The 14,703-nt window shown below is 44.0% G+C and carries 14 protein-coding genes; 10 read left to right on the top strand and 4 right to left on the bottom strand.

The window, feature by feature from the left end; translation table 11 throughout:
- A partial coding sequence (locus B5D29_RS08905; RefSeq protein ID WP_143406740.1) for a transposase occupies nucleotides 1–185 on the bottom strand: 185 nt, incomplete at its 3' end.
- Nucleotides 186–391: 206 nt separating this feature from the next.
- On the opposite strand from B5D29_RS08905, the gene B5D29_RS06175 reads away from it, so the two are divergent.
- The 10 genes from B5D29_RS06175 (at nucleotide 392) to B5D29_RS06130 (ending at nucleotide 11,362) form a co-directional block, all read left to right on the top strand.
- A complete protein-coding gene (locus B5D29_RS06175; protein ID WP_159443417.1) occupies nucleotides 392–823 on the top strand; it encodes an OadG family protein in 432 nt (143 codons plus the stop codon).
- Between the two features lie 15 nt (nucleotides 824–838).
- Complete coding sequence (locus B5D29_RS06170; RefSeq protein ID WP_078768712.1) at nucleotides 839–2,056, top strand: sodium ion-translocating decarboxylase subunit beta; 1,218 nt, start codon at nucleotides 839–841, stop codon at nucleotides 2,054–2,056.
- Nucleotides 2,057–2,131: 75 nt separating this feature from the next.
- The gene (locus B5D29_RS06165) at nucleotides 2,132–4,408 is read left to right on the top strand and encodes an ATP-dependent helicase (RefSeq protein WP_078768711.1); all 2,277 of its coding nucleotides are present in this window, start codon (nucleotides 2,132–2,134) and stop codon (nucleotides 4,406–4,408) included.
- 550 nt (nucleotides 4,409–4,958) lie between these two features.
- Nucleotides 4,959–6,221 carry a 3D domain-containing protein gene (locus B5D29_RS06160; protein ID WP_078768710.1) on the top strand — a complete coding sequence of 421 codons (1,263 nt, stop codon included), beginning with the start codon at nucleotides 4,959–4,961 and terminating at the stop codon, nucleotides 6,219–6,221.
- Nucleotides 6,222–6,415: 194 nt separating this feature from the next.
- Nucleotides 6,416–6,940 (top strand): TetR/AcrR family transcriptional regulator, encoded by a 525-nt coding sequence (locus tag B5D29_RS06155; RefSeq protein ID WP_078768709.1) that lies wholly within the window; start codon nucleotides 6,416–6,418, stop codon nucleotides 6,938–6,940.
- 88 nt (nucleotides 6,941–7,028) lie between these two features.
- Nucleotides 7,029–7,889: a CorA family divalent cation transporter gene (locus tag B5D29_RS06150; RefSeq protein WP_078768708.1), complete on the top strand. Its 861-nt coding sequence runs from the start codon at nucleotides 7,029–7,031 to the stop codon at nucleotides 7,887–7,889.
- Between the two features lie 40 nt (nucleotides 7,890–7,929).
- Nucleotides 7,930–8,184, top strand: coding sequence for a YabP/YqfC family sporulation protein (locus tag B5D29_RS06145; protein WP_078768707.1), 255 nt, complete (start codon nucleotides 7,930–7,932; stop codon nucleotides 8,182–8,184).
- Nucleotides 8,177–9,364, top strand: coding sequence for a sporulation protein YqfD (locus B5D29_RS06140; RefSeq protein WP_159443416.1), 1,188 nt, complete (start codon nucleotides 8,177–8,179; stop codon nucleotides 9,362–9,364). The genes B5D29_RS06145 and B5D29_RS06140 overlap by 8 nt, the downstream gene beginning before the upstream one ends.
- A 55-nt stretch (nucleotides 9,365–9,419) precedes the next feature.
- Complete coding sequence (gene uxuA / locus B5D29_RS06135) at nucleotides 9,420–10,484, top strand: mannonate dehydratase (protein ID WP_078768705.1); 1,065 nt, start codon at nucleotides 9,420–9,422, stop codon at nucleotides 10,482–10,484.
- Nucleotides 10,485–10,513: 29 nt separating this feature from the next.
- On the top strand, nucleotides 10,514–11,362 hold the full coding sequence (locus B5D29_RS06130; protein ID WP_078768704.1) for an SDR family oxidoreductase: 849 nt from the start codon (nucleotides 10,514–10,516) through the stop codon (nucleotides 11,360–11,362).
- 72 nt (nucleotides 11,363–11,434) lie between these two features.
- Here B5D29_RS06130 and B5D29_RS06125 read toward each other — a convergent pair whose 3' ends face one another.
- The 3 genes from B5D29_RS06125 to uxaC are packed head-to-tail and all read right to left on the bottom strand — an operon-like array spanning nucleotide 11,435 to nucleotide 14,653.
- Complete coding sequence (locus B5D29_RS06125) at nucleotides 11,435–12,091, bottom strand: bifunctional 2-keto-4-hydroxyglutarate aldolase/2-keto-3-deoxy-6-phosphogluconate aldolase (protein WP_078768703.1); 657 nt, start codon at nucleotides 12,089–12,091, stop codon at nucleotides 11,435–11,437.
- A 38-nt stretch (nucleotides 12,092–12,129) separates the two neighbouring features.
- Nucleotides 12,130–13,227 (bottom strand): sugar kinase, encoded by a 1,098-nt coding sequence (locus tag B5D29_RS06120; RefSeq protein ID WP_078768702.1) that lies wholly within the window; start codon nucleotides 13,225–13,227, stop codon nucleotides 12,130–12,132.
- Nucleotides 13,228–13,252: 25 nt separating this feature from the next.
- Nucleotides 13,253–14,653 (bottom strand): glucuronate isomerase, encoded by a 1,401-nt coding sequence (gene uxaC, locus B5D29_RS06115; protein ID WP_078768701.1) that lies wholly within the window; start codon nucleotides 14,651–14,653, stop codon nucleotides 13,253–13,255.
- Nucleotides 14,654–14,703: the final 50 nt, after the last annotated feature.

Raw genomic sequence — 14,703 nt, 5'->3', positions numbered from 1 at the left:
TTATCGGTTAGTGATTTGACTGTTCCATCGTATTTCCTGTTCCAACGCATTAATGATGATTTTGATATGTGATACCTTCGACATACAAAATCTATATCTTTACTTTGTCGGTACAATTTTACTGCGTGTATTCTTGTTGTTATTTGGTGTGGACAATATCTCTTGTTTTGTGTTATACTATTCATGGCGATTGAGTCCTTTCTTGATAGCGTGGGTTTGTGGTTATTCTTATTCTATCTTTTCTCAATCGCTTTTTCTATATCTTTTTGGTGTCACATCTATTGTAACGCTACATTTTTTAATATTTTTATGTAAAATAATTGTTGAAAAAAGTTTGGCTATGCTATATAATGAATGATGTATGAAATTTTATACGGAGGATAATTGTTGTATGGATACTATAACATTGGCAACAGGCATTATTGCGGACAGGTCTGTAACTTTTACCGTAACCGTAATTGTTGCCGGAATCGGAATTGTTCTGTGCACATTGCTTGTGTTAATCGGAGTATTTTATGCGTTTGGTGCAGTCGTTTCAAAGTCACAGGCAAATGCAAAGAAAAAAGAAGCAAAAAAAATGCAAAGCGATATGGAAGCTGCTTTGTCAAAGGCAAGCGAGAGCGTTCCTGCTCCTGCTCCGGCAAGCGCTCCTGTTATTGAAGAAGGTATAAGCGGAGAAGTTGTTGCGGCTATCAGCGCTGCCGTTTATGCAATGGAGGGCGGTTCGGCGGTCATCCGCTCCGTATCTCGCAAGGCGAGTCCTGTTTCAACCCGCAATCCTTGGGCACAGGCTGCTGTTGTGGATAATACAAGACCGTTTTAAGGAGGACAAACCTATATGGAAATATTACAGGGTGTATGGGAAGTAATTAAAAGTATCCTTGTAAACAGCGGATATGCTTACTTCTTTACCGCAGACGGCGGATATAAAAATTTTATTATGCTCATCGTTGCCTTTTTCTTCCTTTGGTTGGGAATTAAAAAGGGATTTGAGCCACTTTTGATGATACCAATCGCATTTGGTATGCTCCTTGCCAATTTGCCGGGGGCAAATCTTGCAGTACAGTATCACGATTTGCAGGGCTTCATTGATTTGGTAGCCGGCAGAATGACCGACACGGCAGGCAACACGCTCACGCCGGGTCTTATGGATTTCCTTTACTTTGGAGTTAAGGCGGGAATTTATCCTCCGCTTATCTTCCTCGGTATCGGTGCTATGACTGACTTTAGCTCGCTTATTGCCAACCCGTCATCATTCATTCTCGGTGCTGCCGCACAGCTCGGTATTTTCGTTGCTTATGTAATTGCTATTGTTTTGGGCTTCGACCCTCAACAGGCAGGTTCAATCGCCATCATCGGCGGTGCAGACGGACCTACCGCAATTTTCGTAACTTCAAAGCTTGCTCCGGCAATGCTTGGCACAATAGCCGTGGCGGCATACAGCTATATGGCTCTCGTGCCTGTTATTCAACCGCCTATTATGAAGGCACTCACAACCAAAAAAGAGCGTAGCGTTGTTATGGGCACACTTCGTCCTGTTTCAAAGCTCGAAAAGATTTTGTTCCCGATTATGGTAACAGTTATCGTTTCGCTTCTTCTTCCTGACGCTGCGGTTCTTGTCGGTATGCTTATGCTCGGCAACCTCCTCAAAGAGAGCGGACAGACAGAGCGTATCGCAAAGGCGGCTCAAAATGAACTTATGAACATCATTACAATTCTTTTGGGATTGTCGGTTGGTGCAACAACTTCTGCACAGTCATTCCTCAATCTCAACACTTTGAAGATTGTTCTTCTCGGCTTGATTGCATTTGCATTCGGTACAGCCGGCGGTGTTCTCTTTGGCAAACTTATGTATGTTATTACAAAGGGCAAAATCAATCCGCTTATCGGCTCGGCAGGTGTATCTGCTGTTCCAATGGCTGCTCGTGTGTCGCAAAAGGTCGGTCAGCAGGAGAATCCTTCAAACTTCCTTCTTATGCACGCTATGGGTCCAAATGTATCAGGCGTTATCGGCTCTGCCGTTGCAGCAGGTATTTTGCTTACCCTTCTTGGATAAGAACAAACACAATAAAAATTCACAGAGGTGGTACAATCCGTTCCACCTCTGTTTTTGACACAAAGGGAAATTATTATGAACAAAGACGCAGTAAAGCCAAATCGTGAGCAACAGCAGGTTATCGACACCGTTGACGGACCTGTGCTTGTTGTTGCAGGTGCAGGAACAGGCAAAACCGCAACTGTTGTAAAACGAATTGAGCATATCATCAAAGACGGCTATGCCCGTCCGTGGCAGGTGCTTGCAATCACATTTACCAACAAGGCGGCAGGCGAGCTTAAAGAAAGACTTGAAAACACAATCGGTGTTGAGGCAAACGACATTTGGGCGCAGACTTTCCACAGTATGTGCAGTCGTATGCTCCGCCGTTTTGGTGACAGACTCGGCTACACACAGCACTTCACAATTTATGACACCGATGACCAAAAGCGTGTTATGAAGCGTGTTCAGAAAAATCTCGGAATTGATGACAAGTTTCTCAATCACCGTGCAATTTTGACCGAAATCAGCCGTGCAAAGGACAGCCTCATTGACCCGAGAGAATACAAGCACACCAATCAAAACGATTTCAGAAAATCCAAGATTGCCGAGTGCTACCGTGATTATCAGCAGGAACTTTTGCGTTCGGACGCAATGGATTTTGACGATATGATTTTTAACACGGTTCGACTTCTCAAGGAAAATCCGGATGTTTTGGAAACTTATCAGCACCAGTTCAAGTACATCATTGTTGACGAGTATCAGGACACTTCCTATGCTCAATATGTGCTTACATATTTGCTTGCAGGCGAATATCACAACATCTGCGTTGTCGGTGACGATGACCAAAGCATTTACCGCTTCAGAGGCGCTACAATCGAAAATATTATGCGATTTAAGGAAAGATACGAGGATGAGGGCGTAAAGGTTATTCAGCTTCAACTTGCCGAAAATTATCGTTCAAAGCAAAATATTCTTGACGCTGCCAACGCAGTTATCGCCAACAATAAGACAAGACTTGCCGACAAGCGACTTCGTTCTTATGCAGGCAAAAACGGCGACAAAATCGTGCTTTATACCGCAAATAACGAACTTGACGAGGCGCAGTTCATTATTGACCAAATCAACGAAAATGTTAAAAACGGAATGAGCTACAAGGACCATGCAGTTCTTTATCGTATGAATGCGCAGAGCCGAAACATAGAAATTATGATGGCAAAATCGGGCATTTCTTATCGAATTATCGGTGGCAACCGCTTCTTCGACCGCAAGGAAATCAAGGATATTGTGTCGTATTTTGCACTCATCAACAACACAGCCGACAATGTTCGACTTCAAAGAATAATCAACACTCCGAAGCGTGGCATTGGCGACACGATGTTCAATTACATTTTGGAAATTGCTTCGGCAAACAAAATGACAGCCTTTGAGGTTTGCGAGCAGGCAGACGAGTTTGCAAAGACACAGAGAAGTGCAAACAAACTCAAGGCGTTTTGCAATATGATTAACGGCTTCCGTGAGGATTTAGAGGACGGCATGAGCGTGAACGATTTGCTTCAGGAAATTTTGGAGCAGACCGAGTATTTTGCATATCTCGAAGAGGACGACCCGTCAAAGGCAGACGACAGAAAAGCCAATGTTCAGGAACTTTCGTCAATGTTTGTCAAGTATCAGGAGGAGGATGAAAACTTCACCCTTCAAACCTTCCTTGAGGATGTTGCGCTTGTGTCCGATATTGATTCGTATAATGAGGATGAGGACAGCGTTGTGCTTATGACTCTCCACTCGGCAAAGGGTTTGGAATTCTCTGTTGTGTTTATTCCGGGTATGGAAGAGGGCATATTCCCCGGCAATCAAAGTATGTACAGTGATGAGGATCTTGAAGAGGAGCGCCGTCTTGCTTATGTCGGCATTACCCGTGCAAGAGAAAAGCTGTATCTCGTGTCGGCTCGTCAGCGTATGCTCTACGGTACAACAAGCAGAAATATGCTTTCTCGTTTCGTGGGCGAAATTCCGACCGACATTTGCGAGGATAAGACGGTCAGAATGCAGTCGAGCTATTCATCGGGTAGCTATAACGACCACTTTGGCTCTCCTGCAAAGCCATATAAATACAGCAAGTCAACTCCGATCGGCGAGGGCAGACGAAGTTCAAGCACCGTGGCTCATTCGTTTGGGCAGGTTGGCGGAACAAAACCGCAGACAAGCACAGAAACCTATGCTGTCGGCGACACGGTTCGTCATGCGTCGTTCGGCACAGGCGTTGTTCTTTCGGCAAAACCTATGGGTAACGACACGCTTATGGAAATTGCGTTTGACAAGGCAGGAACAAAGAAGCTTATGGCTAACTTTGCTAAACTTCAGAAATTATAATCATTTTAAGAGGGCAATTGTTCGCCCTCTTTTTTTGTCGGGTTTTGTCAACAGTGTTTTCCTTATTAATGTATATAATTTATATATTATAATATATAGGCAGATAACAGGACGAATAAAACCTGAAAAACCGTACAAAAGTTTGTGAAAGAATTATCAATAAAATATTTTGCGAAATTCTATATGTGGAAACAAAAAACACAATATTTGAAAAAATACACCATATATTGTGTTTGCCATTTTTTACCAATGCTTAAATGTTACAAAATCGTAAGGTTTTGTAAGAAGTTCGTCACCTTTCCCAAATATTCAATTTAGTGTGATAAAGCGTAAAAGTTCAAAACCACAAGATATGGACATTTTAAAAGTTACAATAATATTACGGCTGTAACCTTTTGTAGATATTGCACAAAAAAATCTGCTCCACCAACTTGACTTGTTGTGAAAACTCGCTATAATAGCAAGCGTTCGTGACAAAATGATATTAGGCGATGTGGGAATTTGACCCACAAATGCCAAACTCACTTGTTAAGAAAGTAAGGAGATTAAGATGACTAACCAATCATTTGCAGGTAAGCGTTCTTTCAGAACAATCCTGACAATAGTAATTGCGCTTGTGCTTCTTGTCACAATGTTTGCAGGCACTGCTTTTGCAAAATCCTCTGACGAATACACAGTCAACATTGTTGACGGCTCAAGAAGTGTTGCTGTTACTACAACTGAGACGGAACCTATCGAGATTCTCAAATCCGCAGGTATTATGGTAGCTGCCGGCGATAAGCTGGACATAACCGATTTTAAGGAATCGGAAGGTGGCAGCATTGTAGTAAACAGACTCAACACATTTTATATTGAGTTTGACGGAAACATTACAGCGTACCAAGTTTATTCGCACACTGTCGGCGATGCATTTGCACAGCTTGGAATTGGCATCAATAATAGTGATCAAATCAATTACAGCCTCAATACAGAGATTGCAGACGGTATGGTAATCAAGGTTGCCACTGCACAGTATGTAACCCTCAAGGTTGACGGCAAAGAAACGAAGTATACTTTGACAAGCGGAACTGTTGCAGATTTGCTTGAAACAGCAGGTGTAGTTCTTGATAAGGACGATTATACGGAACCTGCACTTGATGCAAAACTTGAAAAAGACCTTGTGGTAAAGGTTAAGAGAGTTGAGTACAAAACTGTTGAAAAGACAGAAGAAGTTGAGTATTCAACAGTTGAAACAAAAGATGAATCCCTTAAAGATGGCGAAACAAAGGTAATCAAAGAGGGTAAAAACGGCGAGGCTAATGTAACATACCAAGTTAAGTATGTTAACGGCAAGAAAAAGGACTCGACCGAGGTTTCAAGAATTGTGACCAAGGAAGCAACTCAAAAAGAAGTTTTGGTTGGCACAAAGAAAACCGAAAAGAAGAAGTCAGAGAAAAAAGATGATGATTCGTCAAGCGATGTTAAGCCAAACGGCGTAAAGTCAAAGAACGGCTACAAGCTCGGTCAGGTTATCAAGGGCAGATACAGCCACTATTGTGCGTGTGCAACCTGCAACGGTAACTCAAGAGGTATCACATCATCAGGCAAGAGAATTCAAAACGGTATGGATGACCCATATTATGTTGCATGCAACTGGTTGCCTCTCGGCACAGTTATCAGCGTTGACGGCACAAACTACACTGTAGTTGACCGTGGTGGCAGCGGATTGTCACGCAAGGGCAGAATTGATATTTTTACCCCGGGCGGTCACAGCGAGTGCTACAAGCGTGGTGTAGGCTCTTGCACAATTGAAATCGTAAGACTCGGTTGGTAATCTGACACCTAAAAAATGCGAGAATTCATAAGCATTTAAAACACAAATTTTATGATGAAATCCGTATGCCGTCAGCATACGGATTTTTTTGTTTATTAGGTGTTAATTTAGAGAAAAATATATTGAAAAATGGTTGAAAATATGCTAACATAGTCAATAAATAATTTTTAGTTTTCACAAGGAGGCAAAGGTTTATGGATAAAAGAATTGTGAGAACAAGACGGGCAATTTTAGTATCTGTTTTGGAACAAACAAAGGACAAGGATTTAGACGAGGTTCGTGTTGTAAAGGTTTGCAATGATGCGGGAATTAATAAGAGTACATTCTACCTTCACTACAAGAGCATCGAGGATTGCGTAAAGGCAATTGTTGAAAATTTGGAGGCGTCTGTTGCTGAATATGCTGCAACTGTAAACATTCAGCAGGCACATGTAAATCCAAGCATCGTTGTCAACGACATCATCAATGTAATAATTGCAAACGCTGATATTATTGAAAAATATAAGGGCAGCAGACTTGCTATTCCTGTAACCGAAAAGTTGCAGAAATCAGCAATCACAACAATTTGCACAAACAACAATATTCAACCGGGAACAGTTGACTATGCAAGAGTTTCTCTCATCGTATACGCTGTAACAGGTCTTGTGCTTAATGCGGATTTGAAGAATGATAAGGACATCCTTTTCACAGCTCTTTCAGATATGATCAGAAAGAACTGATTGCAAAATTGAATATTTGATTCGGCAATTTGCCGTTTTGTAGATGAATAATCACCTGTTTTTTTGAAATACTAAAACAGGTGATTTTATGTTTTATGCTTTTCGTGACGAGGTTGAAAATGTAACCGCCGAGGAGGCAAAAGCCTGCGACCTTTCACTCGGATATATCGGTGTGTCCGAGCTTGATGAGGTTGTCAGGCTTTTTGATTTGCCAAAAAACGGCATAGGCACAACGGGATATTTCAAAAGCGGAGATTGTGTTTGCGTTTGCCTTGAGGAATGCAATATTTATGTCAGGCAACGGGCGGTGATTGTTGTCAGCACTTGCACAAAAAAGCATTTGACCGCCGTGCAAAACACAATTTCGAGATTACGTGGCGGAGAGGTGTCGAATGCAAGGTTGCTGTATACCTTTGTTGACGAACTGCTGGCAAACGAAAACGAGGTGCTTGTCGATTTTCAAAAAAGTCTTGCCGTGACGGAAAAACAAATTCTTGACGGCAGGGAAAGCGAGAGCCTGAACAAAACTCTCTATTGCGAAAAGCAGAGGTGCATTGCCCTCGGTGCTTATTATTCAAAAATCAGGGAGATAATCGAGGAACTCGGCGACAATGATTTTGATGTTTTCCCCGAGGATGAGTTGAAATATTTTGACCTTTTGGGCGCAAGGGCGGACAGATTGCGGGAGAATTCAAAAATGCTGATTGACGGTATTGTGCATTTGAGGGATGCCTATCAGTCGGCGCTTGATTTGAGGCTCAACAAGACTATGAAGCTGTTTACAATCGTTACCGTTGTGTTTGCTCCGCTCGGTTTCATCACAGGTTGGTTCGGTATGAATTTTAAAAATTTGCCTCTCATCAATTCGCCGTACGGTGCAGGCATTGTCATTGCGATTTCGGTTGTCGTGGCAGTCGGAATGCTTGTGTGGCTAAAGCTCAAACGGTGATATTTTTGCCTTGTGAAGCATAAAATCTTACGGTGGTTTTATGAAGAAAAAAGAAAAACTCAACGATACCGTTATGGGATATTGCGAGTGTCCGCACATTCATCTTGTCGGCTCGTCACAGTGCGTTGTTGACGGCTTAAAGGGGATTGTGGAATACAGCCGTGACCGGATAAAAATCAATCTTGGAAAGTATTGCCTTGTCGTTGTCGGTTCAATGCTGTGCATAAACGAGTTTTCGCCCGAAGGTGCAGTGATTGAGGGCGATATTTTATCCGTGGAGTATTGCAGTGATTAGCAGAATTGTTCAATGGCTTGTCGGCTATGTTGAGTTTTCGTTTTCGGGCGGTTTTGGGGCAGATTTTTTGAACGAGTGCTTTCAACTCGGCTTGAATGTCTATAAAATCAGGAATGACAGCAGGCTGACGGCACGGTGTCCTGTGCAGGCGTATAAGTATTTGCATCGGATTGCGTTCCGTCACGGTGGCAAGGTGAGGATAATCAAAAAGTGCGGTCTGCCGTTTTATGTGTCACGGCTGATGTCACGCTCGGGCTTGGCGGTTGGCTGTGTGTTGTGCGTGGTGCTTTTCTGCTTCTTGTCCGGCTTTGTGTGGAATATTGAATATGTCGGCAACACAACGATTGAACAGAGCAGAATTGAAGCGTTTTTGGACAAAAACGATTTTCGCATCGGCACTCATTGGGATGTCGACGAAAAGAAAAAGCTCGAAGATTTGATGCTTGCGAGCTTTGACGAAATTGCGTGGGTGCACATAAATCGAATCGGCACAACCGCAAGGGTGGAAATCCAAGAAGCAACGCCAAAGCCGAACATTGAAAGCAAGGATTACACAAATCTCACGGCAGTCAAGGATGGCGTGATTGTGTCGGCAATGGTCAAGGACGGCTGGCAACAGGCTTTTGTGGGCGACAGCGTAACAAAGGGCACAATTCTTGTGTCTGGCGTTTATGCTCCCGAGGAGAAAAAAGAGAACTTTTTTGCACACGCAAGCGGGGACTTTGTTGCAAGAGTAAACGAAAAGTTCACCCTGACCGTAAGCCGTGAGCAGTGCAGACGGGAATATCTCGGCGAAAAGGAATATAAGGCAATTTCATTTTTCGGGTTGTATCTTCCGCTGTATGTCGGCAAAATCCCGAAAGAAACGGCTGAAATCGAACGGCACAGTTCGTATCTCACAATCAACGACCGCCCCGTGCCAATCGGAATAATCAAAACCTGCGTCAGGGAGTATAATATTTATACGGTCAACTTGTCGGATAAGGCTCTGCTTGACCTTGCCGAAAAACTTGCCGAGCAAAAACTTGTGGGCGAATTCGGCAGAGAAAATATTGAATCAAAGCAGATAAATGTCACCTTGAACTTCAATTCGGCAGAAGCAAGGTGCAATGCACAGGTGCTTGAAAACATCGGCGAGGAAGTTCAACTTTTTTCTAAAAAAACAAAGATTAACAGTTGAATGTGTATAAATGATGTGCTAAAATTAAGATGATAAACAAACGGAGGATAAGCGTATGCAAATGACATTTCGATGGTTTGGCAAAGAAAAAGACACTGTTTCTCTTGACCAAATCAAACAAATACCAAATGTGGTCGGCGTTGTTCCTGCCCTCCACGATTTGCCTGCCGGTGAGGCTTGGACTATGGACAGAGTTCAGGCAATGTATGACGAAATCACCGCTTCAGGACTTACAATGGAATGTATCGAAAGTGTAAATGTGCACGAGGACATCAAAATCGGTCTGCCGTCAAGAGATAGGTATATCGAGAACTACAAGGAGTCTATTCGCAATCTTTCAAAGGTTGGCGTAAAGGTGATTTGCTACAACTTTATGCCTGTTTTCGACTGGACGAGAACCGACCTTTATATGCCTTTGTCTGACGGTTCAACCTGCCTTTGCTATGACGGCAAGCAGGTAGAGGGCAAGTCACCCGAGGATATGTTCAGAGAGATTGACGACAACTCAAACGGCTATGCAATGCCGGGTTGGGAAACCGAGCGAATGGGCGAAATCAAGGAGCTTTTTGAAAAATACAAGGATGTTACTGCGGACGATTTGTGGGCAAACCTCAAGTATTTTCTTGAAGCGATTATGCCGACTTGCGAGGAATGTGATGTCAAAATGGCAATACATCCGGATGACCCGCCGTGGAGCATTTTTGGACTTCCACGAATCATCACAGACAAAACCGCTGTTGAAAAATTGCTTGCAATAGTGCCGTCAAAATATAACGGCTTGACCCTTTGCACAGGTTCACTCGGTGCAAGTCCAAACAATGACATTGTGGAAATCATCAAGTCAGCAGGCGACAGAATCTATTTTGCGCATCTTCGCAATGTGCAGATTAACAATCAATGGTTCAACGAAACCGCACACGAGAGCAATGCAGGCTCACTCGATATGTACGAGATTGTAAAGGCTTTGCAGGAGGTCGGATTTGACGGATATATCCGCCCTGACCATGGCAGAATGATATGGGGCGAGGTTGCAAGACCGGGCTACGGACTTTACGACAGAGCACTCGGTGCGTGCTATCTCAACGGACTTTGGGAAGCAGTTGAAAAATCAAGAAAATAAACATCAATTCAGATATAGGGGACAATAAAATGACACATGAAAATTTAAAGGGCAGGGTTGCCGTTGTTACAGGCGGCGGCGGAGTCCTTTGCGGACAGTTTGCACAAACTCTTGCAAAGCAGGGCTGTAAGGTTGCCGTGCTTGATTTGAACGAGGCAGCTGCACAGGCTTGTGCTGACGAAATCGTTGCAAACGGCGGTGAGGCTATTGCAGTAGGTTGCAATGTTCTTGACAGCGAATCAATGCAAAATGCAAGAAAAATCATCAACGAAAAACTCGGCACTTGCGATATTCTTCTCAATGGTGCAGGTGGCAATAATCCAAAGGGCACAACCACAAAGGACACTCTTGAGCAAATCGACCTTGTTCAAAAGGACGAGAATGTAAAGACCTTTTTCGACCTTGATGCAGACGGAATTTCTTTTGTATTCAATCTCAACTTCCTCGGCACTCTTATTCCAACACAGGTTTTTGCAAGAGATATGGTGGAAAAAGAGCACGCTTGCATTGTTATGATAACTTCAATGAATGCGTTTAGACCGCTCACCCGTATCCCTGCATATTCGGCTGCCAAAGCTGCGGTAAAGAACTTTACCGAATGGATGGCTGTTCACTTTGCACCAATGGGAATCAGAGTAAACGCAATCGCTCCGGGATTTTTCTCAACCAAGCAGAATGCAACACTTCTTTGGAATGAGGACGGCACTCCGACCGCCCGTACAGGCAAAATCCTTGCCGCAACTCCAATGAATCGTTTTGGCGAGCCGGAGGAACTTGACGGAACACTTCTGTTCCTTTGCGATGAGGCATACAGCGGATTCATCACAGGCGTGAACATCCCTGTTGACGGAGGCTTCAACGCATACAGCGGAGTATAAACTTCAGATAAGATTTTATGGCAAATAAAAAAACCGTAAGTATCGAACTTACGGTTTTTTGTTATCATTTTTTTACTTCTTCATTTCTTCTCTTGCTTCTTTGATTCTCTGAACAAAGAGCTTGCCGGTTTCGGTGATTTTGTCGTAATCGCCTGTTTTTGCGCCTGCGATAAGCGATGAACCTGCACCGCAAGCAACGGCGCCTGCCTTTATCCATTCTTTGACATTGTCAACATCAACACCGCCTGACGGCATCATAACAGCGTTTGGAATAGGACCGTGAATATCCTTGATGAAGCGAGGACCTGCAATGTCACCCGGGAACACCTTGAGCACATCAGCGCCACATTCCATTGCGTGCACAGCCTCTGTCGGTGTGTAAATGCCCGGCATTGACGGAATTCCGTATCTGTTACAGCATTTGACGGTTTCAGGGTCAAAGTATGGCGAAACAATATATTCAGCGCCTGCAAGGATTGCAATTCTTGCTGTTGCGGCGTCCATAACAGTGCCTGCACCGATGATGATTTCTCCCGAATTGTACTTTGCTCTCATTGCTTCAATCAGCTTGTCTGCGTGAGGAACGGTGAAAGTAAGCTCAATGGCTGCCACACCGCCGGCAATACATGCGTCTGTGATTTTTTCTGCCTGTTCAATGGATGTTGCACGAACAACTGCAACAATACCAACCTCTTGAATTTTTGCAAGAGTTTCAATTTTATTTGACATAGTTATTTTCTCCCATATTTAGTATAGATTGATTGTGATTATCTTTGAACACGGGCGCCTGCACCGTTCACCTTTGCTTCAACTTCTTTGAGCGAAGCCATTGATGTGTCGCCCGGAGTGGTCATTGCGAGTGCGCCGTGAACAACACCGTAGTTAACAGCCTTTTGTGCGTCTTCATATGTCATCAAGCCATAGATAAGACCAGATGCAAAGCTGTCACCGCCACCGACACGGTCAAGAATTTCAAGTCCCGGATACTCAAGCGAATTGTAAATTTTGCCGTCAGCCCAGCAAATAGCTTTCCAGTCGTTTACGGTAGCTGTTTTTACTGTGCGGAGTGTTGTTGCAATAACCTTGAAGTTTGGATAAGCCTTTGTGACGGTTTCAATCATTTTGTAGTAGCCGTCCATATTCAACTCTTTGAGGTCGGCGTCGTTGCCCTCAACCTCAAAGCCGAGAGAAGCGGTGAAGTCCTCCTCGTTGCCAATCATAACATCAACATATTTTGCAATTTCCTTGTTGACTTCCTGTGCCTTTGCCTGACCGCCGATTCCTTTCCAAAGTGACGGGCGGTAGTTGAGGTCGTAAGACACGATTGTGCCGTATTCCTTTGCTTTTTTAACGGCTGTGATAACTGTTTGAGCGGCAGTTTCGGAAAGTGCGGCATAAATTCCGCCTGTGTGGAGCCAACGAACACCGAGAGTGCCGAAGATGTAGTCCCAGTCAATGTCCTCAGGTTTAAGTTGTGAAGCGGCTGTGTTGCCTCTGTCCGAAGCACCGACAGCGCCACGGATGCCGAAGCCTCTTTCGGTAAAATTAATGCCGTTTCTTACGGTTCTGCCGATACCGTCATATGGCACCCACTTGATTAGTGATGTGTCAACTCCGCCTTGAAGAATCAAATCTTCCATAAGATATCCGATTTCGTTTTCTGCAAAAGCAGTGATAACAGATGTTTTCATGCCAAAGCATCTGCGAAGTCCACGGGCAACATTGTATTCTCCGCCACCTTCCCAGGCTCTGAATGAGCGTGCAGTTTTTATTCTGCCTTCGCCCGGGTCAAGTCGAAGCATAATCTCACCGAGCGAAACTTCGTCAAACATACATTCTTCTTTTGGTCTTAAATTAAGTTCCATAGTAAATCACCTTTTGATAATATAATTAAAATCCGAAATATTTTATTGCGTTATTGTAGGAAATTCCGCAAACGATTTCTTTTAGTATGTCCTCATCATAGGCATACCATCCGTCCTCAACCCATCTGCCGAGCAAACGGCACATAATTCGTCTGAAATATTCGTGCCTGCCGTATGAGGTGAATGAGCGTGAATCGGTTTCCATACCGATGAATTTGCCGAGCACACCGAGGTTGCCGAGCGACTTCATCTGTGCGGTCATACCGTCCATTGTGTCAAGGAACCACCACGCAGGTCCAAACTGAATTTTGCCCTCTGCCTCTGTGCCTTGGAAGTTGCCGAGCATTGTTGCAAGCACGGTGTTGTCCTTGTCGTTGAGGTTGAACAAAATCGTTTTCGGAAGCGAGTTGCTGACATCAAGTGCGTCCAAAAATCTTGAAAGCGTGTATGCAATTTCGCAGTCGCCAACGCTGTCAAATCCTGTGTCCGCACCGATTGCATTGAACATTCTTGTGGAATTGTTGCGCAGTGCGCCGATGTGGATTTCCATTGCCCAGTCAAGCTCGTGATATTTCTTGCCGAGTGCAAGGAGCACGGCTGTTCTGTATTTGTCGCCGTCAGCCTGTGTAGGAATTTCGCCGTTCATAGCGTTGCGGAACACTTTTTCAATTTCGTCATCCGTTGCAATGTCAAACGGCACATAGTCAAACGAATGGTCGGAAACTTTGCAACCGACTTCGTTGAAATAATCGCATCTTTTCAGCAGGGCGTCAATCACATCTTTGTATGATGAAATTTCAATTTCTGCCACCTTGCCCAATTCCTTGATGTAATCCGCAAAGCCGTCAATGTGGATGTTCAGCGCTTTTTCGGGTCTGAATGTCGGCAAAACTTTGCAGTCAAAACCGTCAACATTTTTCAGCTTTTTGTGGTATTCAAGGCTGTCAATCGGGTCGTCCGTGGTGCAAACAACTTTGACATTGCTGTTTGTGATGAGGCTCTGCGGACGAAAATCGCCGTTTTTGATTGCCTCGTTTGCCCTTTTGTAGATGTCTTTCGCAGTTTTTGCATTCAGCGGAGTGTCGATTCCAAAGTATCGTTGAAGCTCAATGTGCGCCCAGTGATAAAGCGGATTGCCGATGCAGTATTGCAACGCTTCGCCGAATTTGATGAACTTTTCTTCACCGGTAGCGTCACCCGTGCAATATTTTTCGTCAACTCCCGCGCTTCGCATTGCTCGCCACTTGTAGTGGTCGCCCGACAGCCAAAGCTCCGATATGTCGCTCGGTTCACGGTTTTCGTAAATTTCTTTTGGACTCAAATGACAGTGATAGTCGCAAATAGGCATATTTTCCGCAAATTCGTGGAACAGCTTTTTTGCACAATCCGTGTCAAGCAAAAAGTCCTCACCCATAAATTCTGTCATAGCAGTTCTCCTGATAGTTTAATCAAGTTTATTATATAACTATATCTTTT

This window comes from Eubacterium coprostanoligenes, from assembly GCF_900167205.1.
Classification (GTDB): domain Bacteria; phylum Bacillota; class Clostridia; order Oscillospirales; family Acutalibacteraceae; genus Eubacterium_R; species Eubacterium_R coprostanoligenes.
The sequence above is the reverse complement of the archived record's forward strand: the minus strand, read 5'-3'. Positions and strand labels throughout refer to the sequence as shown.